At 65.9% G+C, this 22,950-nt stretch carries 19 protein-coding genes; 9 read left to right on the top strand and 10 right to left on the bottom strand.

Annotation, left to right across the window (positions count from 1 at the left end):
- Nucleotides 1-38 precede the first annotated feature (38 nt).
- The 4 genes from ACW4E8_RS38745 to ACW4E8_RS38730 form a co-directional block, all read right to left on the bottom strand.
- Nucleotides 39-812 (bottom strand): SDR family NAD(P)-dependent oxidoreductase, encoded by a 774-nt coding sequence (locus tag ACW4E8_RS38745; RefSeq protein ID WP_456809310.1) that lies wholly within the window; start codon nt 810-812, stop codon nt 39-41.
- A gap of 113 nt (nt 813-925) precedes the next feature.
- A complete protein-coding gene (locus tag ACW4E8_RS38740) occupies nt 926-1,396 on the bottom strand; it encodes a RidA family protein (RefSeq protein ID WP_456809309.1) in 471 nt (156 codons plus the stop codon).
- Between the two features lie 40 nt (nt 1,397-1,436).
- Nucleotides 1,437-2,471, bottom strand: a complete 1,035-nt coding sequence (locus tag ACW4E8_RS38735) for a quinone oxidoreductase family protein (protein WP_456809308.1) — start codon at nt 2,469-2,471, stop codon at nt 1,437-1,439.
- A gap of 81 nt (nt 2,472-2,552) precedes the next feature.
- Nucleotides 2,553-4,004 carry an aldehyde dehydrogenase family protein gene (locus tag ACW4E8_RS38730; protein ID WP_456809307.1) on the bottom strand — a complete coding sequence of 484 codons (1,452 nt, stop codon included), beginning with the start codon at nt 4,002-4,004 and terminating at the stop codon, nt 2,553-2,555.
- A 206-nt stretch (nt 4,005-4,210) separates the two neighbouring features.
- Here ACW4E8_RS38730 and ACW4E8_RS38725 point away from each other — a divergent pair, with 206 nt between their 5' ends.
- A complete protein-coding gene (locus ACW4E8_RS38725) occupies nt 4,211-5,050 on the top strand; it encodes a helix-turn-helix transcriptional regulator (RefSeq protein ID WP_456809306.1) in 840 nt (279 codons plus the stop codon).
- Between the two features lie 7 nt (nt 5,051-5,057).
- Here ACW4E8_RS38725 and ACW4E8_RS38720 read toward each other — a convergent pair whose 3' ends face one another.
- From ACW4E8_RS38720 to ACW4E8_RS38705, 4 genes are all read right to left on the bottom strand, one after another.
- A complete protein-coding gene (locus tag ACW4E8_RS38720; protein WP_456809305.1) occupies nt 5,058-6,305 on the bottom strand; it encodes an acyl-CoA dehydrogenase family protein in 1,248 nt (415 codons plus the stop codon).
- Between the two features lie 130 nt (nt 6,306-6,435).
- Entirely contained in the window at nt 6,436-7,881 is a 1,446-nt protein-coding gene (locus tag ACW4E8_RS38715; protein WP_456809304.1) for a DUF1254 domain-containing protein, read from the bottom strand.
- A 167-nt stretch (nt 7,882-8,048) separates the two neighbouring features.
- The gene (locus ACW4E8_RS38710) at nt 8,049-8,846 is read right to left on the bottom strand and encodes an SDR family NAD(P)-dependent oxidoreductase (protein ID WP_456809303.1); all 798 of its coding nucleotides are present in this window, start codon (nt 8,844-8,846) and stop codon (nt 8,049-8,051) included.
- A gap of 215 nt (nt 8,847-9,061) precedes the next feature.
- The gene (locus ACW4E8_RS38705) at nt 9,062-10,249 is read right to left on the bottom strand and encodes an AraC family transcriptional regulator (RefSeq protein WP_456809302.1); all 1,188 of its coding nucleotides are present in this window, start codon (nt 10,247-10,249) and stop codon (nt 9,062-9,064) included.
- Nucleotides 10,250-10,275: 26 nt separating this feature from the next.
- Here ACW4E8_RS38705 and ACW4E8_RS38700 point away from each other — a divergent pair, with 26 nt between their 5' ends.
- Genes ACW4E8_RS38700 through ACW4E8_RS38690 form a run of 3 tightly spaced genes read left to right on the top strand, consistent with a single transcriptional unit; the run spans nt 10,276 to nt 13,159 of the window.
- On the top strand, nt 10,276-10,815 hold the full coding sequence (locus ACW4E8_RS38700) for a 2,4'-dihydroxyacetophenone dioxygenase family protein (protein WP_456809301.1): 540 nt from the start codon (nt 10,276-10,278) through the stop codon (nt 10,813-10,815).
- Nucleotides 10,816-10,856: 41 nt separating this feature from the next.
- Nucleotides 10,857-11,258, top strand: coding sequence for a hypothetical protein (locus tag ACW4E8_RS38695; RefSeq protein WP_456809300.1), 402 nt, complete (start codon nt 10,857-10,859; stop codon nt 11,256-11,258).
- A 26-nt stretch (nt 11,259-11,284) separates the two neighbouring features.
- Nucleotides 11,285-13,159, top strand: coding sequence for a feruloyl-CoA synthase (locus ACW4E8_RS38690; RefSeq protein WP_456809299.1), 1,875 nt, complete (start codon nt 11,285-11,287; stop codon nt 13,157-13,159).
- A gap of 373 nt (nt 13,160-13,532) precedes the next feature.
- Here the strand turns inward: ACW4E8_RS38690 and ACW4E8_RS38685 are convergent, their stop codons facing one another.
- Nucleotides 13,533-14,501 (bottom strand): Bug family tripartite tricarboxylate transporter substrate binding protein, encoded by a 969-nt coding sequence (locus tag ACW4E8_RS38685; RefSeq protein ID WP_456809298.1) that lies wholly within the window; start codon nt 14,499-14,501, stop codon nt 13,533-13,535.
- Between the two features lie 360 nt (nt 14,502-14,861).
- Between ACW4E8_RS38685 and ACW4E8_RS38680 the strand changes: the two genes are divergently transcribed.
- The 4 genes from ACW4E8_RS38680 (at nt 14,862) to ACW4E8_RS38665 (ending at nt 19,320) form a co-directional block, all read left to right on the top strand.
- Complete coding sequence (locus ACW4E8_RS38680; protein WP_456809297.1) at nt 14,862-16,130, top strand: alkyl sulfatase dimerization domain-containing protein; 1,269 nt, start codon at nt 14,862-14,864, stop codon at nt 16,128-16,130.
- Between the two features lie 15 nt (nt 16,131-16,145).
- The gene (locus tag ACW4E8_RS38675) at nt 16,146-17,456 is read left to right on the top strand and encodes an alkyl sulfatase dimerization domain-containing protein (protein ID WP_456809296.1); all 1,311 of its coding nucleotides are present in this window, start codon (nt 16,146-16,148) and stop codon (nt 17,454-17,456) included.
- A 12-nt stretch (nt 17,457-17,468) separates the two neighbouring features.
- On the top strand, nt 17,469-18,374 hold the full coding sequence (locus ACW4E8_RS38670; RefSeq protein WP_456809295.1) for an alpha/beta fold hydrolase: 906 nt from the start codon (nt 17,469-17,471) through the stop codon (nt 18,372-18,374).
- Nucleotides 18,375-18,441: 67 nt separating this feature from the next.
- Entirely contained in the window at nt 18,442-19,320 is an 879-nt protein-coding gene (locus tag ACW4E8_RS38665) for an IclR family transcriptional regulator (RefSeq protein ID WP_456809294.1), read from the top strand.
- Between the two features lie 114 nt (nt 19,321-19,434).
- Here the strand turns inward: ACW4E8_RS38665 and ACW4E8_RS38660 are convergent, their stop codons facing one another.
- Nucleotides 19,435-20,589, bottom strand: a complete 1,155-nt coding sequence (locus ACW4E8_RS38660) for a porin (protein WP_456809293.1) — start codon at nt 20,587-20,589, stop codon at nt 19,435-19,437.
- Between the two features lie 411 nt (nt 20,590-21,000).
- Between ACW4E8_RS38660 and ACW4E8_RS38655 the strand changes: the two genes are divergently transcribed.
- Nucleotides 21,001-22,698, top strand: a complete 1,698-nt coding sequence (locus tag ACW4E8_RS38655) for a phage integrase family protein (protein WP_456809292.1) — start codon at nt 21,001-21,003, stop codon at nt 22,696-22,698.
- The last annotated feature ends 252 nt before the right edge of the window (nt 22,699-22,950 follow it).

Below are 22,950 nucleotides of genomic sequence, written 5' to 3'. Positions count from 1 at the left end.
GCATTGTGAAAATTGGCTGTCCCCTTGGACGTTGCCGGTCATCGTGCGACAAAGCCGCCGTCAATGACCATCTGTGTGCCCGTCATGTAGCGCGATGCGTCGCTGGCAAGGAACAGCACCGCCCCGGCCAGGTCGGCCGGCTCCGCGATGCGGCCGGCCGGTACCTGGCCGACCGTGCGGGCATGGTATTGCTGAGCATATTCCGCCGGCATTCTCTCCATGGCCTGCGTCACCATTGGAGTTTCGACGAACCCTGGATGGATCGAATTGACGCGGATGCCATACTGCGCGAGCTGTACGGCCGCCGAACGCGTGAGCTGCGTGACCGCGCCCTTGGACGCGCAATAGGCCACCGCCCACGGCTCGCCCACCAGGCCGAAGATCGATGAAATATTGATGATCGAGCCCCCGCCCGCCGCTTTCATGCCGGGGATCACGGCCTGGCACCCGAGGAACGGTCCCATGGCATTGATCTCCATCGCGCGCTGCCACGCTTGCTGGGTGCAATCCTCTATGCTGCCGCCGGTGGCGATGCCGGCATTGTTGACCAGCACGTCGACGGTCCGGTCCTGGCGCGCAAGCATCTTCACCAGCGCGCCCCAGGCCTCGGCGCTGGCTACGTCCAGGGTGTGCCCCTGAACGGATAGACCGCGTTGCGTCAGGCGCGTGGCTTGTGCCGCGACGGCCTCGGCCTGGATGTCGGTCAGAATCACGTGCGCGCCGGCTTCGGCCAGCATCTCCGCAAATGCCAGGCCCATGCCTTGCGCCGCGCCGGTCACCAGCGCGGTCTTGCCTTGCAATGTCTTTGTCATCCTTGTCTCCGGTAGGGACAGTGTGGTGGTCTCACCGATACTGCCAGCCAGGTGGAAGGATGACTTGCCTTCGCGCGCCCGCGCTTTGCCTTTTTGCGCCAGCATGCCTCCATTCATCGTGCCATGAGCTCGGCGGTGACGGCGACCGCCACCGGAAGCCTGCCCGGCAGGTTGCGCACGCCGCACAGCGAGCGCGCATGCCCGGCCCTGTCCCCGAACACCGCCGCCAGGAGCTCCGAAGCGCCATCGAGCACATGCGGATGGCGCTCGAAGTCGTCCGTGCACGCGATATAGCCCTCCACGCGCACGATCTGCCGGACGCGCTCGAATCCCCCCAGGTAGTGATGCATCTGGGCCAGGGCATTCATGATGGCCAGCCTCGCCGCGAGCCGGCCTTCCTCCACGGTCAGCTCGCCGCCGACCAGGCCGATCAGTTTCGGCTGGCCGGCGACGACCGGGCCTTGCATCGATACGAACAGCATCGAACCCGCCTCGACCACCGGCAGGTAGGCACCCAGCGGCGGCTTCGGTTCGGGCAAGGCAATGCCAAGCGCCGCCAGGCGCTCCATCACGTCATCGGCCATGACTGCACTCCCGCGAGATTTGCATGACGCCGGCAATGCATCATGCCTGCCAGGGCAGCAGCACGATGCTGCCCCGGGCCTGGTGGCTGGCGATGCGCCGGTGTGCCTCCGCAGCCTGCGACAAGGGCAGCACGCTGTCAATGCGCGGCTGGATCTTGCCCTCCCTGATCGGGTCGAGCCAGGCGGCGAAGTCCTCGATGTCGCCGACCAGCGTGCCGCGCAGCTGTTTCTGCGCGAAGAAGAAGCTGCGGATATCGAAGGTGACATCCGTGCCGGCCATGAAGCCCATGGCCACGATGATGCCAAGCGGCTTCACCGCGGCAATGGTGCGGGGCAGGACGTCGCCACCCAGGTTGTCGATCGCGACATCGACACCCCGGCCGCCGGTCCAGGCGTGCAGCGCTTCGACAAAATCCGCTTCGCTGGTATTGATGACCGGTTCCGCGCCAAGCTCGTTGGCGATAGCGGCCGATGCGGAGTCCTGCACCGTGGTCGCCACGCGCGCACCCAGGGCACGCGCCACCTGGATCGCCATCATGCCGGTGCTGGAGGCGCCCGCATGAATCAGCACCTGGTCGCCCGCGGCAACTTCGCCAACGATCTGCACCGAGCGGATGGCAATCAGCAAGGCAACCGGCAACGCTGCCACCTGTTCGGCCGGCAGGCCCGTGGTGTCGCGCAGCAGCCAGGTCTCGGGCACGACAATGTACTGGGCATAAGTGCCCGGGATCTGAATGCCGGGGATGGCGTAGCTGGCCGCCGCGGTGACCGGGCGGATGCCGGCTTCGGCCGCGTCGGTCGGATAGCCGGGCATCGCGATCACACGCTCGCCCACGGCGAAGCGGCTCACGCCTTCGCCCAGCCCGGCCACTTCGCCGACCGCGTCCGAACCGAGGATATGGGGGAACGGCAACGCCGGGGCAATCTGTCCGAGGCGCACGTAGTGGTCCAGCCGGTTCACGCCGACGGCCAGGATTTTGACCAGCACCTCGCCCGGGCCGGGCGCCGGGGTGGCAATGTCTTCCAGCTGGATCTGCTCGGGTCCGCCAAAGGCGCGGATGACTGCTGCTTGCATCGTGGAACTCCAATTTGGTTGAGTGTGCGCTATGACCAGAACCTGGCCCGCAACGCGCCGCCGGCGGCATGAACCGCGGGCTTACGCCAGCAGCACCGTGACCGTCTTCTCTTCGGTGTAGGCCAGCACGCCGGACAACCCGCATTCGCGCCCGATGCCGCTGGTCTTCATGCCGCCCCATGGCAGCCGCGCATCGATCGGCGCCCAGCAATTGACGCCGATGGCACCCGCCTTGACCGCATGGGCCACGCGGTGTGCCCGCGCCAGGTCGGTGGTCCAGACGGTGGCGGCCAGGCCGTAGCGCGAATCGTTGGCCAGGGCGATTGCCTCGTCCTCTGAGTCGAACGCAATCACGGTCCCCACGGGTCCGAAGATTTCCTCCTGCGCGATGCGCATGTGGTTGTGCGCCTTCGCGAAGATGGTGGGCCGCGCGAACCAGCCGCGCGTATGGGTCGCGACGCCGCCGGCCAGCAGTTGTGCGCCTTCGCGGATGCCGTCCGTGATGTAGGCGTTGATGCGCTCGAATTGCTCGCGCTTGGCGACGGCACCCATCTGCACGCCTTCCCCGGCGGGGTCGCCAACCGTGATCGATGCCGCCACTTCCGCCAGCGCGCCAGCGAACGTCTCGGCAAGACTGCGGTGCACCAGGATGCGCGAGCCGGCCGCGCAAACCTGTCCCTGGTTAAAGAACAGTCCCATCGCGCAGCCTTTTACGGCGGCGTCCAGTGGCGCATCTTCAAACACGATCTGCGGGCTCTTGCCGCCCAGTTCCAGCGACACGCGCTTGAACAGCGGCCCGGCAGTACGCTGGATCTCGCGCCCGACCTCGGGGCTGCCGGTAAAGGTGATCTTGTCCACGCCGGGGTGCTCGCACAACGCGCGGCCCACCACCTCGCCGGCGCCGGTCACGACGTTCAGCACACCGTCGGGAATGCCCGCCTCCTTGCACAGCGCCGCGAGGTGCAGCGCGGACTGCGGGGTTTCCTCGGCCGGCTTCAGCACCACCGTGCAGCCTGCCGCCAGCGCCGGCCCGATCTTCCAGCAGGTGATCATGAAGGGCGTGTTCCATGGCACGATCGCCGCCACCACGCCAACCGGCTCGCGCCGCGTGTACGAGAGCGTTGGCATGCCCATGTAGCCAGGCGTGGGAATGCTGCGGCCTTCGATCCTGTCGGCCCAGCCTGCCGCATGGCGCAGCGTGGCGATGCCATTGGGCAAGTCCAGCAGCGCCGGCTCCGCCGGCGGACGACCGATCGATTGTGCATCGTACTGGCCGAGCTGCGCCGCATCGCGTTCGCACAGGTCGGCAAGCCTGCCGATCAGCTGGCCGCGCTGCGCGCCCGACATGCGCGCCCATTCGCCACCATCCAGCTGCGCGCGGGCCGCCTGTACCGCACGATCCACATCCTCGCGCGTGCCCGCGGCCATGGTGGCGATAACGGCCTCCGTCACCGGGCTGACGACGTCAAGGGTAAGACCGCTGGAGGCGGCCACGGCCTGCCCGTCAATGAAGTGCCGAAGCGTCGGGATCATCTCTTGTCTCCTGTTTGCCCGCGGGATCGTGGGCGAGCCCGTAGTCTCCCAAGGGGATGGATGTCCGGCCATTGCGAACATTCGCAATGCCAGTGCCACCGCGCACGGCAGGCCGGGCAATTGACCGACCGCGCGGTCGGTTATAAGATCGGCCGCTCACGACTGGCCGAATCTGGTAGCCGTCTGACCGCGCGCAAGGGGGCGAAATGACCACGCAAAGCTATGAAGCAGTGCTGCTCGGTGCACAGCGAGACCTGCGCGATTCGCTGCTGGCTAGTGGCAGTGCGCCGGCCTGGCCGGGCAGCCGTGAACTGGCCGCTGAAATGCTGCTGAGCCTGGACGATGCGCGCCGCTGCTGGCGCGTGGCCGCGCAATGGCTGCAGGCACGTTTTGCGGTGGACCGGGTTGACGCGGGATTCCACACGCCTGCGCAGCGCTACTACGTGCCCTCGGCGCAGGCGGTTGCATCCGGCGATGTGCCGGACATGGGAGGCATGCCGATCGATACGCACGAAGCCGGCGTTGCGTCGCTATGGATCACCAGCGAGCCAATTGCTTTCACGGAAATCCGCAGCGACCCGCGGCTAAGCCCGTCCTTTCGCCTGGCGCTGGCCAGTGCGCATACCGCGTCCAAGCTTGCGACGAGCGTGCGCTATCAATCCAGGCCTGTGGGCCTGATCTGCCTGGACCAGCTGGACAAGGCACGAAGCTGGTCGGAGCAGGATGCGATGCAGCTCAGACGCGTGGCGGCCGACGTGATTGGCCCTGTTCTTCATACGGCGCGCCAGCTCGCCGCGCAGCAGGAAGCAGGGTGCGGCGAAGGTGCGGCGCTGCCCGCCGATGCCTGCCAGCTGACCGCATCGGAGGTCCGCGTCGCGCGCCTGGTGGCACGCGGGCTCAGCTACAAGGAAATGGCCCGCGAGCTGGGGCGCTCGCATTCCACGGTGGACCACCACCTGCGCAGCATCCGGCAGAAGCTCGGGGTGTCATCGACGTCCCGGCTGATCCGGGTGCTGACCGAGGCGTTTCCGCCGTACCCGAGCTAAGCGCCGCTTAGCGGCTTGCGGAGGCGGTCAGCGGATCGTAGGAGGGCGCACGCAGCAGGTCGTGCAACTGGCGCCGCCGTACGCCCATGTTGCCGCCGTCGAACAAGGGAAAAGCGAGCGCGTCCTGCAGCAAGCCGGCCAAGGGCAGGGCGTGGTCGTAGCTGTCGATGCCCACGACGCGCATCAGGTCGGTAATCACGCGGACCGCCGTCTCGGAACAGAACACCTTGGCGTGCAGCGCCAGTTCCAGCGCACCCGGCTCGCTGGCATCGATTGCGCTGCAGGCCCGCAAGCTCAGCGCGTGGCAGGCTTCGATCGCCATCTTGGCATCGGCCAGCGCATAGCCCACGGCCTGGTGCTCAATGATGTTGACGGTGCCGGCGCGTTTCTCCGATCGCGCAAAGTGCAAGGCAAAATCGAAGGCCGCGCGCATGACACCGACCGACATGATGCCGACCAGTGCCGCCGTGCCGGAAAAGCTGGCCTCGACCAGGTCCTTGCCGCCGCCGACATTGCCGACCACGCTGTCCAGCGGCACACGAACATTGTCCAGGCGAAATTGCGGGGTGTAGTGCGCGCGGTGGCCCATGGATTCGGTGCAGCCATCCGGCACGATGCCGCGCGGCGGCTTCTCCACTACCAGGATGCTGATGGCCTGGTCGGGATCGGCATCGGCGTCCGAACGGCATACGACGCAAAGCAGGTCGGCACCCTTGCCGTCCCATCCAGTTGCCGACGACACCCATTTCTTGGTGCCGTTGATCACCCACTCATTGCCGTCGACAAGCGCGGTCGTCCTGACACCTGCGCCTGGCGCAGGCACGGAGAAGTTCGCGCTGCCACCGGGCTCGGTGTTGGCCAGCGCCGCCAGCGGCGCGCCGCTGCATGCGAGGAAGGGCGCGAAATAGCGCTTGTGCTGGTCTGCCGTGCCGGCGAGCATCAGCGGGAACAGGCCCAGCAGCGTGGCAAACATGGTAAGCGGCACGTTGACGTCGACCGCATAGAACTCCTCGGCCAGGATCGCCATGTCCAGTACGCCGCTCCCTTCGCCGCCAAAGGGCGCAGGAATGACGCGCCGCAGAAAGCCGGCTTCGATCAGTTGCTCATACATGGGCCGCGTGGCGGCAAAGCGTGCTTCCGGCGTAGCAAGGTGGCGCGTCGCCGGCGCTACTTCAGCGAGCACCTGCTGGGCAAAGCGCCTGGCGGATTGCCGCAGCGCGCCTTGTTCGGCAGTAGGGGTGAAATCGATCGGCATGGCGGCTCCTTCTGGCGTGCGAATGATCTAGTGCATTCTGCGCGGAAGCCGGCGCGAACTATACTGCGCAGGTTCGCAGCCGGGATTACCCCGATGCCCGCCGGCGGCGAAGCGCCGGCGCGTCGCCCGGTTACTGTTTCACCACCGCGGGCGGCGTCCAGGCACTGCCAAGGACCTCCTCGCGCGGCGAGTAGAGCCGCATCAGCAGCGTGAAGGGCGCCTTGCCCACCGGCAGCCAGTTCGCTTCCTTGTCTTTGCCGGGGGAGTCGGCCTGGACATAGAGGTCCACCGATCCATCCGCGTTGGCAACGAGCTTGTCGCGGTCGCCGATGGCATGGCGCTTTAGCGCATTCGGGATGAAGTAGCCTGCGGTGTCATAGGCTGTCACCGACCAGAAGCCATCCACCGGCGGCAGCTTGCCCTTGGCGAAGCGCAACACGTAGCGGTTGTTGCCATCCAGTGGGCGCCCTTCGCTGTCGCTCGACAATGATGGGTAGATTGCATCCTGCGGCAGATTCTCGCCGACACAGCATTGCGCAATGGCGGCACGGTAGACATAGTCCGCGCCGTATGCTCCGCTGCGGGTCGTGTAGACCCAGCCCTTGCCGCCAAAGCCTGCTGCTTTGCGGCCTTCCGCCAGGACCAGTTGCTTGCCTGCGGCATGGCCGCGCTCGATGGCCTGCCGGGTGGCAGCAGGCATGGCCGGGATGTCGAAGCCTTTGTCAGCCTTGAAGCCGGCACGCTCGAGGCGGTGGATGATGGGATAGTCGACCTGGTTGGGGGGATTGTCTTTCAACAACGCCGCAAAGCGACCGAAATACGTTGCCGCGTCCATTCTGTCGACCTGGTCTGGCGGGGAGGTCTTCATGTCCACGCGCGGGTCGACGCGGCCCTTGGGTGGCACGTAACTGGCCTTGCCCCAGGCGGCAAGCGGCGTCACCTTGTAGCCATCCTGGACCTTGTGCACGTTGGCGTAGTCGGCAGCACCATTGGTTTGTGTCCTGCCGATGATCCATACCAGGCTGGTCGGGCTCTTGATGACCTCCAGGCCTGCCGGCGCCTTGCCGCTCCATTGCGGACCAACCACGAGGAAGTTCCGGGCGGTATTGCGCCCGGTGGTACGGGTGCCGGGAACGGCGAAGACGTCCGTCCACAGGCTGAGCATCGGCAGCATGAAGTAGCGGTCGGTCGCCGGCACCGACAGCACCATCGGGGACGTCTTGAGGTCAAGGACTGCGGCGGAATACAGCGTGTCTACGTTTTCCCGGATGACGATCTTGTCTTCCGGGTTGGGAAACGCCCGTGCGTGATGAAACTGATTGGCAGGCCCAAAGACATTGCCGGGAACGGGCTCGGCGAAGTTGGTCAGCTTCTGCAGCGTGATCTGCGTCAACAGCAGCGGGTAGGCGTAGACGTACGCGTCCCTGGCGATTTCGTAGGCTTCCTGTTCGGAAATCGGGCCGGCTTGTGCGGGTCGTGCGGTGGTGCCGGCCGTGCGCTGATCTTGCGCGACAGCGGGTTGCATCGTGGCGCCCGCGAGGATGGCCGCAGCGGCGGCAGTGGTGAGCCAGTTCATTGTTCTTCTTCGCTCCTGTTCTTTCGGAAGTGGTGACTTGGTACCTTACGGATTCTCCGGAATTCTGCGGCAACGGCCGCGGCAGTCAATTGAAAATTATTGGCGGCTGATATTAAGGGCTGCGTCCGCCTGGTTTGCAGCCATGAATCGCTGCCGCGTGCATGATCTCAGGCCAATGCCATGCCGCCGTCGACAGACAACCCGATACCGGTAATGAAGCTGGCCAGGCCAGAACTCAGGAACAGCGCTGCATTGGCCACGTCGTCGACGCTGCCAAGCCGGCCCAGCGGCGTGCGGCCGGTGAGATGCGCCTGCAGGCTTTGCACATCGGGCGCCAGGCCCATGGTGACCTGCTGCGCGAACAGATGCTCCAGCATCTCGGTCTGGATCAGGCCGGGGTAGAGACAGTTCACGCGCACGCCCAGCTTCCCGCCTTCGGCTGCGCCGACACGCGTCAGGCGGTCCACGGCCGCCTTGGTGGCCGCATAGACGCCCGTGCCGGGACTGGCGCGCAGTTGCGCCAGCGACGACAGGTTCAGGATGGAGCCCCCGCGGCCAGCGGAACCACCCGGGCGCATGGCACGCATGCCGTGCTTCATGCCGAGGACCAGGCCCCGGACGTTGACCGCGAGCAAGCGGTCGATCTGGTCCACGTCGATGTCGGTGAGCGGAGCTGAGGTCTCGATGCCTGCGTTGTTGACCAGCGTAGTCAGTGAGCCAAAGCGCTGCACGGTGGCATCGACCGCCGCCTGCCAGGCGGCTTCATCGCGCACGTCATGGGCCACGAAGTCGGCTTCGCAGCCTGATTCCAGGATGGCGGCAACGGTGGCGCGCCCCGGGCCCTCAAGGAGGTCACTGACCATCACCTTTGCGCCAGCTGCTGCGAACCTGCTGGCCATGGCCGCACCGATGCCGCGCGCACCGCCGGTAATGAGTACAACGTTTCCTTGCAATGAGATTGACATGCTGGTTCCTTGTTCGAATGCGTGCTGGCTTTGTATGTCGCGACGGCTCAACCCAGGCATCCGTGTGCCGGTTGCAGGTCGGGCCTGATAGCGCGATCTTCGGCTGGGCGCCGTGCCGACGCTTGATTCGGAGCGCCAGGGCTTTCACATTCCGCGCCAAGGGCGTGCCATGGCAGGGAAACCGCTGTGGACTGGCGCAAGGTGGCAGGGCGGACTCACGCCTGGCGTGACAAGAGACGTGGATTGCGGACCAGTTCCGTCGGCGAGTAGCCGAACCAGCGGTGGCAGCTCCGGGTCAGCGTTGCCTGCTGCGAGTACCCGAGGATCAATGAGATCTGGGTCAGGCTGGGCGGCTGCGACTGTGCGAGCAATTCGCGCAGCCTGTCTTGCCTGACCTCGTCGAGGATGCTTTCGAAGCTGGTCTGTTCTTTTGCCAGGGCGCGCTGCAGCGTGCGCGACGGCACCGCCAGTGCCTCTGAAATGGCCACCTGCGTCACCGGGCCGATGCCCATGAACCGCCTTACCAGCGTGCGGACCTGGTCGGCAACCGGAATGTCGGGGCGTGCGAAGTGCTGCTCCAGATAGCTGCGTGCCATCTGCTGCAGCAGGGGATTGTGTTCCGGCAGCGGCCGTTCCAGGTCAGCGGCGCTTATCCGGACTGCGGCGCGCGGCATCGAGAACCGGCATTCGCAGCCCAGCGCCGCGGCATAGTCGGCCAGGGCGCCAACCCGTGAGTGGGGAAACAGCGCGAGCGGCGCATGCAACCGCTGCCTGGACAGCAGCCGGATGATGCGCAGGCTGAGTGCCACAGAAAGCTCAATGGTCTGCGCGCAGGCGGGGCGCTGCGGCAGCACGATCTCGAACCACAAATCCACTTGCGCCGGGTTGCCGGCCACCGGCTCGGCGCCGACTCGTATGGCCGGGCTATGCACGAAGGCGTAGCGGGCTGCCATCTGCAACGCCTCTCCAAGCGTCGGCGCATGGCGAATCAACACTGCCAGCGGTCCAAGGATCTCGATGTCCTGCAACGACGACAGCCGCAGCCCAAAGTCCGGCTTGCCACTCTCTGCTGCCGACGCCTCCAGCAGCTCCATCACCGAGGTATAGGGTATCAGGGCTTCCGGGTCTGCCAGGGATTTGGCCGGCAAGCCGGCGCGGCGCAGTTCGCGTGCCGCATTCAGCCCGAGCGATTTGGCCAGTTCGGTGTAGCCGGCGAGGCAACCGGCACGAATCAGGGGCTTCATGGTTGCGCGGTCATGCAAAGCGTTAGCAGAGCAGCGGCTGCTTGCATGTGCCTGCTGCGCCGCATTGTGTTGACGCCTGATGGTAATCGAGTGGCGCAAAAAGTCAAGCGCCGAGACTCTCCGCATTGCAAAGTCAGGGTACGCGAAGGAACGCGGCACGCGCAACCCTTACAAAGGAGACAAAGATGGCAATGCCATTCCCGATCACGCACCAGGACAAACTGCTCACGATCGACACCAGCCGGGAAGTGTGGGTCAAGGACGTGCTGGCACCAGGCCTGGACGTCTGCCCGCTCTTCCTCGACGCGCAGAACGGCATCTGGGGCCTGCGCGTGCGGTTTGCGCCGGGAACGGTGTTGCCCAGGCATTTCCACACCGGGACGGTCCATATGTTCACGCTGTCGGGCTCCTGGCACTACGCGGAGTATCCCGGCCAGCCGCAGACGGCCGGCTGCTATTTGTATGAGCCAGGCGGTTCAGTGCACCAGTTCATGACGCCTGCCTCCAATACCGATCCCACAGATGCCTTCATGCTGGTCTTTGGCGCCAACGTGAACTTCGACGCCGACGGCAACTTTATCAATGTGACAGACGCAGGACTGATCGAGCTGGCGCTCAACAAGGTAGCGGCGGAACAGGGCCTTTCCCCGCTGAACTACATCCGCAGTCTGGGCGGGGCCTATGCCACGGCGGGACGGGCCCCGCAGCAGGCAAAGGCCAGCTGAAGGCAGCCAGGTGGTCGAGGCACGATGCCATGAAAGCAAGCATGAAGACGCTACGCTGCGCCATCGGATTGGCCGCAGCGCTGGCGTGGTCCGGGTTTGCCTGCGCGCAGGCAGAGCCGGGCCTGCGTGCGGAAGCGATGCAGAGCATCGCGCGGGATGCCTACCTCTACGGCTATCCGCTGGTGCTGATGGACGTGACGCGCCAGCAGTTCACCAACTACGCGCAGCCGACCGGCATCTCGGTGCAAGGGCCCGCGAGCCGCTTCATTCACATATTGGCCGAGGGACAAAGTGCTCAACCGCACCTGGGTGGCTCCCTTGCCGAAGGCCGTGGAACCCACCTGACGCGGGTGGCGGCGGTCTTTCGATCCGCGGCCTACGCTAACCACACAAGCCATCCTGCATGCCAAGGGCCAGGATGCCACGACAAAGAGCCGGCATGAGAGCCGGACTTGAGGAGACAACAACCATGACCACTACCGTATCCGCGCGCCCGCCCGCGGCGGAATACCGTGCCACCGTTTTCACCGAGCGCGAGACCCTGGTGGAGCAACGCCAGGACGGCTCCCTGCTGCTGCGCAGCGCGGCACCGGCACCCAAGCTGGCACAGCGCGGCCTGCCGGATTTCGTGGCGTACTGGGCAGAGCGCCGCCCGGCCGTCGCAGCGTTCTGCGAGCGCGACGGCAACACGGGCTGGCGCTCCATCACCTGGGCGGAACTGTGGCGGCAGGTGCAAGCGGTGGGGGCCGGCCTGCTGGAACTCGGGCTGGGCCCTGCGCGGCCGCTGATGCTGCTGTCCGGCAATTCGATCGAGCAGGCCGTGCTGCTGCTCGCCGCAGAATATGTCGGGGTTCCGACAGCGCCTGTGTCGCCGGCGTACTCGCTGGTCAGCAAGGATTTCGTTCGCCTCAAGGGAGTAGAGGAACTGACGCCGCCGGCGGCGTTGTTCGTGCAGGACGGCAAAGCGTTTGCTCCTGCGCTGGCCGCATTATCCGTACAGGGGGCACCAGTCATCGCGGCGGGCAACGTCGACGAAGGGCAACTGGCCTGGGTCGCGCTGGCAGACACTGAACTCACCGCCAGCCGCTGCGCTGCGGCCAGGTCGGCAAACCTCGCCGTGCGCGACAGCGACCTCGGGCGCGTGCTGTTCACTTCCGGTTCAACCGGCGTTCCCAAGGGCGTAGCCATCTCCCATGGCAGCCTCCACGCCGTGGCAGCCTATTTCCACGATACCTACCAGGGCTTGCTGGACCGCCAGCCGGTGTTCCTTGACTGGCTGCCCTGGCACCATGGGCTCGGCGGCATCCTCAACATGAGCCGCGCTGTCACGCTGGGCGCGACGCACTACATCGACGACGGCCGGCCGATACCGGGCCAGTTCGCCCGCACGGTACGGAACCTGCGCGAGGTGTCTCCGACGATTTTTTCCAGCGTACCGTCGGCATGGGCAATGCTGGCCACCGAGCTCGAACGCGATCCAGCGCTGGCGCGGAGCCTGTTTGCCAATGTCGTAAATTTTTCCTACGGCGGCGCCAGCCTGCCGCGCGACGTGTGGGACCGCATCCACCGTGCCGCCGAAGCCACCGTTGGTGAACGCATCACGTTCTGCTCGGGCCTGGCCTGCACCGAGACCAGCGGCATGGGCATCTTCTGCAGCTGGCCCACCGAAGATACCGGCAATGTCGGCGTGCCGATGCCCGGCGCCGAGGTCAAGCTGGTACCGCTGGAAGGCGGCGATGGCCGCTATGAAATCCGCATGCGGGGGCCATTCCTGTTCAGTGGCTACATCAAGCGCCCCGACCTGACCGCCCCCGCTTTCGACGAAGAGGGCTACTTCTGCCTGGGAGACGCCGTGCGGCTCGCCGATCCCGAGGATCCGGCCCGGGGCGTTCGCTTTGCCGGGCGCGTGGTGGAGGACTTCAAGCTGGTCAACGGCACGTGGGTGCGGGTCGGCGCGGTCCGCCTGGGACTGGTCGAGCAATGCGCGCCGCTACTCACCGATGCCGTGATCTGCGGCCATGACCAGCACTACGTGGCCGCGCTGGCCTGGCCGAACGTTTCCGCCTGCCGCGCGCTGCACCCCGAGCTGGCCGAACTGGATGCGCAGGCGCTGGTGCGCCATCCCCGTGTGGTCGACGCCATCCGCGAGCGCCTGCGCGCAACCGGCGGCGCGAGCCTCAACGTCAAGCGCGTGCTGCTGATGGCCGAGCCGCCATCGATCGACGCCAACGAGATTGCCGACAAGGGCTACGTCAACCAGGCCGCCACACGCGCGCGCCGCGCTGCGCTCGTCGAAGAACTTTTCCGGACCGAACCCGCTGCACACGTGGCTTGCGCCGCCTAGTGTCCTGTTCCGCAGATAGCTTGCCAAAATGAAATCGTCCAGTTGGCCGTCAGGCTAGGCGCGAGGAGGCGCCATAGCCGTAGCTATGGCAACGACGAGCAACGACGCATGGCGGCCAACTGGGCGATTTCATGGCAAGGTATTTGCGGAACAGGACACCAGGCCCGCAGCGCCACACGCCGCCAACGCCAGTTGCCGATTGCAGTTGTCTCCGCCTTGTTCTTCCCGACTTGGCTGACAAGGCCTTGAAGCCGGTCGACTGACCGGCTTTCTTTTTTGGCCGGTAGTTCCGCTTCCCCGGCAACGGCCTAAGCTACCGTCGAAATGAAAAGGCCGGGCCACGCGGGCCCGGCCTGGGGGGCAAGCCTGGCGCTTACTCCACCTTGGCGCCGCTCATCTTGATCAGACGGGCCATGATTGGCTCGCTGGCTTCAAATGCCCGCTTGAAGTCCGTTGAACTGTTGCCGATAGGCTCCAGCGCCAGCGAATCCAGACGCGCCCGCATGCCGGGAGACTGGATCGAGGCGCGCGCTTCAGTCTCCAGGCGTTGCAGCACGGCAGGCGGGGTGCCCGCTCGCGCCATCAGGCCAAGCCATGCCGGCGCCCGCATTTCCGGATCCGGTATGCCCGCCTCGGCGATGGTGGGTACGTCGGGCAGCTCCTTGATACGGCGCTCGCCCATCACTGCCAACGCACGCAGCTTGCCGGCCTTGATCTGCGGGCCCAGCGTGGTCAGCGAGCCGATGGCCCATTGGATATTGCCTGCCAGCATGTCCTGCATCATGGGCGCTTCGCCCTTGTACGCCACGTGCGTCATGTCGAGCGCCTTGACCTGGTTGAGATGAGCGCCAATCAGGTGCGGAAAGCTTCCCACGCCAAACGAGCCGTAGCTGACCTGGCCCTTGTTCTTTGCTGCCCACGCAAGGAATTCCTGCATGTTGGCGGCGGGAACGCTCTTGCTCACCGCGAACACGGACTGGGCGAGGCACAACTGCGTCACGAACGCCAGGTCACGGCGCACATCGTAGGGAACGTTTGCATACAGGAACGGCGTGTTGATCAGCGGAGCGGAGTGGGTCAGCAGCACCGTGTACCCGTCCGGCGCTGCCCGGGTGATGGCCTGGACCGCGATGATGCCGCCCCCGCCAGGCTTGTTGTCGACGACAACAGGTTGTCCCAGGCGCTTGCCCAGGTCCTCGGCCAGTGCGCGCCCCAGTGTATCGGTGGCGCCGCCCGGCGGTCCGGGTACTACCAGCGTAATCGGGCGGGTGGGATAGCCCTGTGCGGCGCAGGCGGTGCTGACGGCCAGCAACGCAGCAGCAAACAGGTGTTTCTTGGTCATCGACAGGTCTCCTTTGGCTATGGCGGCTTGTGCTCTGCAGTGAGCAGTCTTGTTTGTGATGAGGATAGGCAACGGGGTATGCATCCGCCTCCTCCGATTCGGGTGGGGGTGGGCGCAGGACCTTCCCCTGATCGCGATGGTAGAAACCGTCTTCGCGTTGCGAACGGTTGATTTCGATATGCGAAATCGAGCAAGGGTTAGTACGAAGCAGGAAGCCCGCAGCACTTATCGCGGAGGATGAGGTCAATGACGAGTTTCGACATGCGAAATCATTCACCGACTGCTTGCCAGCCGGAATTACGATGGCCCTGAGCGTCACGATCGTGTACCGCCGTCAATAAGTTTCCGGATACCTACAGCATGAGTACAAACAACATCCTGATGGCCAAGCCGTCGCTGGTCCGGCATGCCGAAGGCGTCTTCACCGTGGGCGGGCAAGGCAACTCCGTCGTGGTCGACCTCGGCGATTCGCTGGTGCTGGTCGACGCCGGGCCGGGCGGCCAGCTCACCGACGCGATAATCGCGGCCTTGCGTGCGCAGATCGACAAGCCCGTGGCCTATATCGTCTACAGCCACGGACACATGGGCTACAACAACGGTGTGCGGCAATGGCAGGCCGATGCCGCGCAGCGGGGTCATCCCGCGCCCGCACTGGTGGGACACGCCAACGTGCCGGCGCGTTACCGCCGCTACCGTGAGACCGGAGGGCTGCAGGCGTACACCAACTGGCGCCAGTTCCGCACGCCATATCCAGCCGACCCGCCGGCGCACTGGTTCCAGATGCCGACGATCACCTACCAGGGCCGGCTGGTGCTGCACGGCAGCCAGCGTAAGGTGGAGCTGCTCCATGCCCCGTCAGAGACAGACGACGGCACGGCGTTGTGGATTCCGGACGTGCGCACGCTGTACGGTGCCAATGCCATCATCAAGAGCTGTCCCAACGTCGGCTCGCCTTACCGCATCTGCCGCGATCCGGTGCGCTGGGCCGATACGCTTGATCGGTTCGCTGCGCTTGGCCCGGTGCTGCTGATCCCTGAGTTCGGCAAGCCCCTGACTGATCCCGCGGCCATCGATGAAGCGCTGACGGTGCCGGCGCAGGCGCTGCGCTACCTGCGCGAACAAGTGGTGGCGAGGATGAACGCTGGCATGTCGGAAGCGGACATCCTGCACGATATCCCGTTGCCCGATGCGCTTTTCAGCAGCCGCTTCATGGCGCCGGTCTACGGCTGCGCTGAATACATCATCCACGACATCTGGCGCTCGGAGAACGGATGGTGGAACCGCAATCCCACCGACCTCCACCCGGCAGCGCCGGCGCAAGCCGCCAAGGCCGTGCGGCGCGCGCTGGGCGATGCCGGGTTCGCGCTGGCGCGCGCGAGGGCGCTGCGTGATGCCGGTAAGGCGCAGCTCGCGCTGCACGTGATCGACCTGCTGGCGTTGGATGATGGCGATGACCCGCTGGAGCAGGAGGCCCGCGCGCTTAAGGCGCAGCTTTGCGAGACGCTCGCCGGCCGGGTGACGTCGGTGGTGTCGCGCCACCTTTACCTGAGTGCCGCCGATGAGCTGTGCGGACGCCCCGTCGGCGCCGCTGAGCAAGCGCGCGGCGAAGACACCCATGCATGGGAATGAAAAGGAGCCAGCAAAATGCAAACGGCCATCAACCAACAGATCGAGGCGCGCGTCACGAAGGACAGCGGCCTGGGCGTCCTGGTGCGTAGCGAGACCTTTACCAACCTGGTGCCCGGCGTGCACACGCTGGGCGGGCAGGGGAACTCGCTCGCTATCGAAACGAGCAAGGGCGTCGTCGTTGTCGACGCGGGTCCCGGCGGAGGTGTAACCCGCGGGATGATTTCGCGCCTGCGGGAGCTGACCCAGGCGCCGGTGCTGGCCCTGGTCTACAGCCATGGCCACAGCGGCTACAACAGCGGTGTGCGGCTCTGGATCGAGCATGCCACGGGGCGGGGCGAGCCGCGCCCGCTGATCATTGCGCAAGCCGGCGTGCCGGCGCGCTACCGCCGCTATCTTGAGACAGCTGGCCTGCAGGCCTGGCTCAACGGCAGGCAGTTCCGCAAGGCCTTGCCGCCCATGCCGGCGCAGGCCTACCCGATGCCGGACCAGACCTTCGAGACGCGCATGACCATCGATGGCGGCGACCGGATCGTGGAACTGATCGCCGCGCCGTCCGAGACCGATGATGCCGTCGCGGTCTGGCTGCCGGCAGAGCGCTTCCTGTACGGTGGCCCGGCCATGATCCGCAGCATCCCGAATGTCGGCACGCCGCTGCGCACCATCCGCGACCCGATGCGATGGGCCCGGACCCTTGAGCAGCTGCATGCGCTGGCACCCCTCCATGTGCTGCCCGAGTTTGGCGATCCGATCACAGATCCGCGCGAGATCGACGACGCCTTCGAGGTGCCGGTGCGCGCGCTGCGTTACTTGCGCGAGGCGGTCGTGGCAAGGATGAACGCCGGCATGAACGAGCGCGAGATCCTGGCGGACATGGTCTATCCGGACGCGCTGTTCGGGCACAAGTTCATGCGCCCGATCTACGGGGCGCCCGACTATATCGTGCGCGAGATCTGGCGCATGGAGAACGGTTGGTGGGACCGCAATCCCACCAACCTGCACCCGGCGGCGCCGGCCGAGGCCGCGGCAGCGGTGCTGTCCGCCATTGCCGACCCGGAAGCGGTGCTCAACGAAGCGCGCCGGCTGCAGGCCGCCGGCGACATCCAGCTTGCGCTGCATGTGATCGACCTGCTGGCGCTGGCGGGCACCACGACGCCCGTGACGCAGGCAGCCGTGGCGCTAAAGGCGCAGCTGTGCCGCCAACGGGCTTTGCAGCTGCCTTCGGTTGTGTCGCGCCAGTTGCTGTTGAGCAGCGCCGAAGACTTGCTGGGCCTGCCGGTGGGCAGCACGGCGGCAGAGGATCCGCCCGCAGATTTTTCCTGGAACTAGGAGCACAACAGCATGCCCCCGGAAGTTCGACATCACTACCCCGTTCTCAACGGGTTTCGTCTCCACTACGCCGCATGCGGCGACCCGGACCAGCCCCTGCTGCTCTTCGTGCATGGCTTTCCGGAGAGCTGGCTGGCGTGGCGCGAGCAGTTGCAGGCATTTGGCGAGCACTATTACGCGGTGGCACTGGACACGCGCGGCATCAATGAATCCGAAGGCCCGACCGAGCTGCGTGGCTACCGTGCCGGCAACATGGTTGCCGACCTGGCGGCATTGCTCGACCACCTGGGCCGGGACCGCTGCGTTCTGGTCGGCCACGATTGGGGCGGCTCGATAGCGTGCGCCTTTGCCATCGCGCACCCGCGGCGCCTGCATGGATTGGTGATGATCAACGCGGTGCATCCCGCGGTGTTCCTGCGCGAACTGCTGCACAATCCGGCACAACAGGCCGCCAGTGGCTACATGGATGCACTGACCGCTGAAGAGGGTGAGCAGGCCGTCTGCGCGGACGACTTCGCCTATTTGTCGGCAATGCTTGCACAAGGCGGGCACCTGCCGGCCTGGTTCGAGGCTACCCGGCACGAGTATCGCCGCGCCTGGTCGCAGCCCGGTTCGGTCCGGGCCGGCCTGTCTTACTACGCCGCCTCGCCGCTGCACCCCGGCGCCTTGCGCAAGGGCGGCCCCGGCGCCGCGGGGTTCGATGACGAGGCAGTCATGCTGCGCATGCCCACGCTGGTCATCTGGGGCGAGCGCGACCGCTTCCTTCTTCCCGGCTGCCTGGAAGGGCTCAGCCGTTATGTGCGGGACTTGCGCGTCGAACGCATTGCCGATGCCAGCCATTGGGTCGTCCATGAACAAGGACCAAAGGTCAACCGGCTGATCACCGAGTTCCTCAACGAGCGGATCGACGTAGCCTGAGCGTGTGGCACGCTAGGCCGGCCACGCATTCGGTGGCAAACTGGGCACCACCGCCTACTGGAAGGCGATGATTCCTGCGCGCTTCCCGGACTCCACCATGGCCAGTAATGTTCCGAGCCCCCGCCGCAAGCCGGTCGTCCAGCCAGCACATGACGATGCCCCGGTCGCGGTCTTGCGCGACCCCGGCGACCGGCAGTTCGCCAGCACGCTGGAGCGCGGCCTGCGCGTGCTCCAGTGCTTTTCTTCCGATTCGCCGGAGCTTGGCAATACCGAGATCGCGCTGCGCACCGGCTTGCCCAAGCCCACGGTCTCGCGCCTGACGCATACCCTGGTTCGCATCGGCTACCTGCGCCGCAATCCCGAGACCGGCGAGTTCGGCCTGGGCTCCAGCGTGCTCTGCCTTGGCTATCCGCTGCTCGCTGGACTGCAGTTGCGGCAGCTGGCGGCAGGGCCGATGAAGGCGCTGGCGGATGCGGTGGACGGCAGTGTTGCCATCCACGTTCGCGACCGGCTGCGCATGGTGGCGCTCGAGAACATCATCACGCGGGACGTGCTGAGGCGTAAGCCGGGTGCCGGGCTTACCGTACCGCTGACACAAAGCACCGCAGGGACGACCTGGCTGATAGGCGCCGCGACGGAAGAGCGAAACCGCGCCATCCGGGAGATCGAGCACGCCGAGCCCGGCAGCTGGTCTGCGCTTGGGCAGGAACTGGAGGCCTTTCGCAAACACTATCTCCGCTTCGGTTATGTCAAGCGCAGGAATGTCATGCGGCCGAATACCACGGCCGTGGGTGTGCCGTTGCGGCGCCGAACCGGTGGGGAGCTGCTCATCTTGTCCTGTGTGTTCGTCGTGCCCGCCGGCAGCGAAGACGCCGTCGAGGCGAGCGCCGCCCGGGCCCTGCTCAGCGCTGCGGGCGAAATCGGGGCCAGGCTGACCGAAAAATAAGGGAACAGCGCGCGGCACTGAAGAGGAAAAATAGCCGGCGCCACATGCCGATGACGCCGGGAAAAGCTTTCCGCACCGATGGAGACAAGGTGCAGGAAGCCGACAGGAAGCGCGTCAAAAGATGTGGCGCATACCAACAGAAATTCCCAGCTGGCCGCTGGCGCCTGGCGGCTTGTAATAGACCTGCGAGGTTGCCGGCAGGTAGCCGACCGATTGGCCGTTAGGCAGGTAAGCAATGTTGTCCCAGTTCAGCGACGCATTGCGGGCATAGACCGCGCCGAAGAAGATGTCGGTGCGCTTGGAGAGGTTGTAGTCGGCGATGGCCACGTACTGCTGCGGGTTCTTCGGGTTGACGCGCGCGCCATTGATCGTGGCGGCCTTGATGTCGTCGTAGTAGTAGGCCAGGATCAGGCGCAGCGACGCCGTGGCGTCCCAGTTGATGCCTGCCCAATACATGTCGTCGCGGTGCGGCAGCAAGGTCGGCGTGCCGGTGGACGGTGCCACCGAGTTGCCCCACCGATATCCCGCCAGCATCCTGACCGGGCCCAGCTTGTAGCTGGCACCCACCGCGGCGCGCATATCGCGGCCGTAGTCGTGGGAGGCCGATGCGCCGGTCGCCTGGGCCGTGTTCAGTGTCTTGACTTCGTCGTAGCCGAGGCCCAGTCCGAACGGACCGTTGCTGTAGGCCAGGCCGATGCCGTATGCCGACCCAGCCGTGACCGTGCCCGGACGCTCGCCGAACGACCAGTGGCTCATCAGCGTAAACGGCCCGAACGTTCCCTGGTACTGCACCATGTTGCTTTCACGGAAGTTCGGCCCCGCCATCCCCACGACGGGCTCGAACTCTGGCGCATAGGCGGTGGGGGAGAAGTTCGCCAGCGTCAGGAACGACGACGTGTACTGGCGCCCGAACGTCAGGCGGCCATAGGGGCTCTGCACGCCCACGTAGGCCTGGCGGCCAAACAACAGGCCGCCGCTGAGTTGGCCGGTATCGGTATTGAACTGGCTTTCCAGCACGAACACTCCCTTGAGCCCGCCGCCAAGGTCTTCGGTGCCGCGCAGGCCGAAGCGGGACTGGGCAATGCCCGACGAGTTCATCAGGAAGGTCGAGCCGCTTCCCGGCGCCAGCACGCCGCCGTTCGTGCGCTGCATGTTGTTGACGTACTGGATGCTGCTGGTCACCGCGCCATAGAGCGTCACCGAAGACTGCGCGTGTGCCTGCTGCCCCAGCAATCCCGCGGCAACGGCTGCCACGATTCGTAATTTCATTCCGTCTCCTCCGTCATAAGAACTGACCCGACTGCACCGTGGCAGCCGCATTCCCTGTGGAATACGGGCGCTGCGTGAGCCTTGTCTTCAAGTGGCCCGACCTGCGGGATCTTGCGGCCAGCAGGTGTCGTGGCCAGGGCGGATGCTAGGAGTGGAGATCGATTCGCCGAGGGCGATTTTTGATATGCGGAACAGCAATGGGGTAACCACCAGTGCCCGGAAATCCGATGCCGGCGCACCAGGCCAGATTGGCGCAAAAAGGTGAGAGCGTGGCGCAAGGGATCAAGTGCTGAAGATGGCGCGATGGCACCATCCCGGCAAGGCCGCACCGTCGTTAGTCGCATACTGATATAGCTATTACGATAAGTATCCTTATCGTAATAGCTGGATCGATACGCTAAACTGGCGTGCATGAAAACCCGCCTCACTCTGACCGCCCCGGAACCGACCCCGCCATCCGGCTTCCCCAACGCGCCATCGCTTGCCACGCTGCGCGCCTGGCACGCCGGCCTGACGACGCGGGAGGCCGTTGCCAGGTACCTGGGCGAGGAGCGGGCGCAAGGGCAGTCGTCGCGCGGCATCCTCGGACGCATCCGCCGTCAGCTTGCGGCCCATGCCCGCAGCCGCCAGCGCGAGGACCTGGCCCGGCTGTTCGAGATTTCCGCCGCCGAGCGAGCGGAGAAGGGCAGGGCAGCGGACCAGGCCATCGAGACGCTGCGCACGCTGCCGCCGCCGGCACCGGCCATCAGCGACGACATCGGCTTGTGGCTGGCGCCGCGCACGGTCGCCGCGTTGCGGGCGCAGGGCATCGACACGCTGGCGGCACTGACCGTTCGGGTGCCGCGCCGGCGCCGCTGGTGGGCCGCGATCCCGGGCCTGGGCGCGGCCGGGGCCAGGCAGGTCGAAGCCTTCTTTGCCCAGCACCCGCAACTGACCGAACGCGCCCGGGCGCTGGTCGCGCAGGCGCCGCAGGGCATGGTCGTGCCATGGGAGCAACTGCGGCTGCCGCATGAAGTGGATGGGTCGCAGGGGAAGTTCCGCGCGCCGCGTGCGACCTGCACCCTCAATGCGGACAACGATTACGCGGCGATCCAGTCGTGGCTGGCCTTGCATGAATCGCCAGCCACGCAGCGCACCTATCGCAAAGAGGCCGAGCGGCTGATCCTGTGGGCGATTGTCGAGCGCGAACGGCCGTTGTCGTCGCTGACCACGGAGGATGCCACGGCCTACCGCAGCTTCTTGCGACGACCCGCTCCGCGCGAGAGGTGGGTCGGGCCCGCGCGACCGCGCACCTCGCCCGACTGGCGTCCGTTCACCGGCGGTCTGTCGGCGCGCTCCACTGCCCATGCCTTGTCGATTCTTGGGGCGATGTTCCGCTGGCTGATCCAGCAGCGCTATGTGCTGGCCAACCCGTTTGCGGGCATCAAGGTGCGGGGAGGAGGGCGGACGGCGGCGCTGGACAGCTCGCATGCCTTCACCGAGGGTGAATGGCTGCTGGTCCGCGCCATTGCCGATGGCCTGGAATGGTCGTATGGCTGGGATACCCCGGCGGCGCAGCGACTGCGGTTCCTGCTGGACTTCGGCTATGCGACCGGGCTGCGTGCCAGCGAGCTGGTCGACGCAAAGCTCGGCGATATCGAGACCGACGGGCAGGGCGACCACTGGCTCAGGCTGGTGGGCAAGGGCAGTCGCGCCGGTCGGGTCGCGTTGCCACCGTTGGCCCGGTCCGCGCTGGATCGTTACCTGGTTGCGCGCGAGCTACCGGTGACAGCGACCCGATGGGATCCCCGGACCCCGCTCGTCGGCGGGCTTGGCAGGGAAACCGGCGCCGGCATCACAAGCACGCGCTTGTGGCATGTCATAAGGCGATTCTTCTCCCACGCAGCCGACCTGATCGGCAACGACCATCCTGCAGCGGCAGAGAAGCTGCGGCGTGCGAGCCCACACTGGATGCGGCATACCCATGCCACCCACGCGTTAGCGCGGGGCGCGGAACTTACCACCGTCAGGGATAACCTCCGGCACGCTTCTATTTCAACGACATCGATTTACTTGCACGGGGACGACGTGAAGCGAGCTCGGCAGCTCAATGCTTCTTTCGCTGCCTGAATCACGCCCAACCAGGGCTGCTTTTACACGGGAGTACTCCCTTGCGTAGGGAACAAGGGAGTGCAAAAGCGAGACGGCGTTGTTGCAAGCCAACGGCCTGCTGTAGCCACAGTCAAATGTGCTGACATAATTTAACATAATATACATTATGCGAGTTTTGCATGTAGCGGCAAAGTTGTAATGTCCGGTTTCAGCAAAGTTGAAATGTCCGCCTGAGGCGCCCTTTGTGGTATTCAGCCTGCCCGGTTGAAT

The sequence above is a fragment of the Cupriavidus sp. CP313 genome (assembly GCF_054072015.1).
This window is presented reverse-complemented; position numbering and strand designations above follow the sequence as displayed.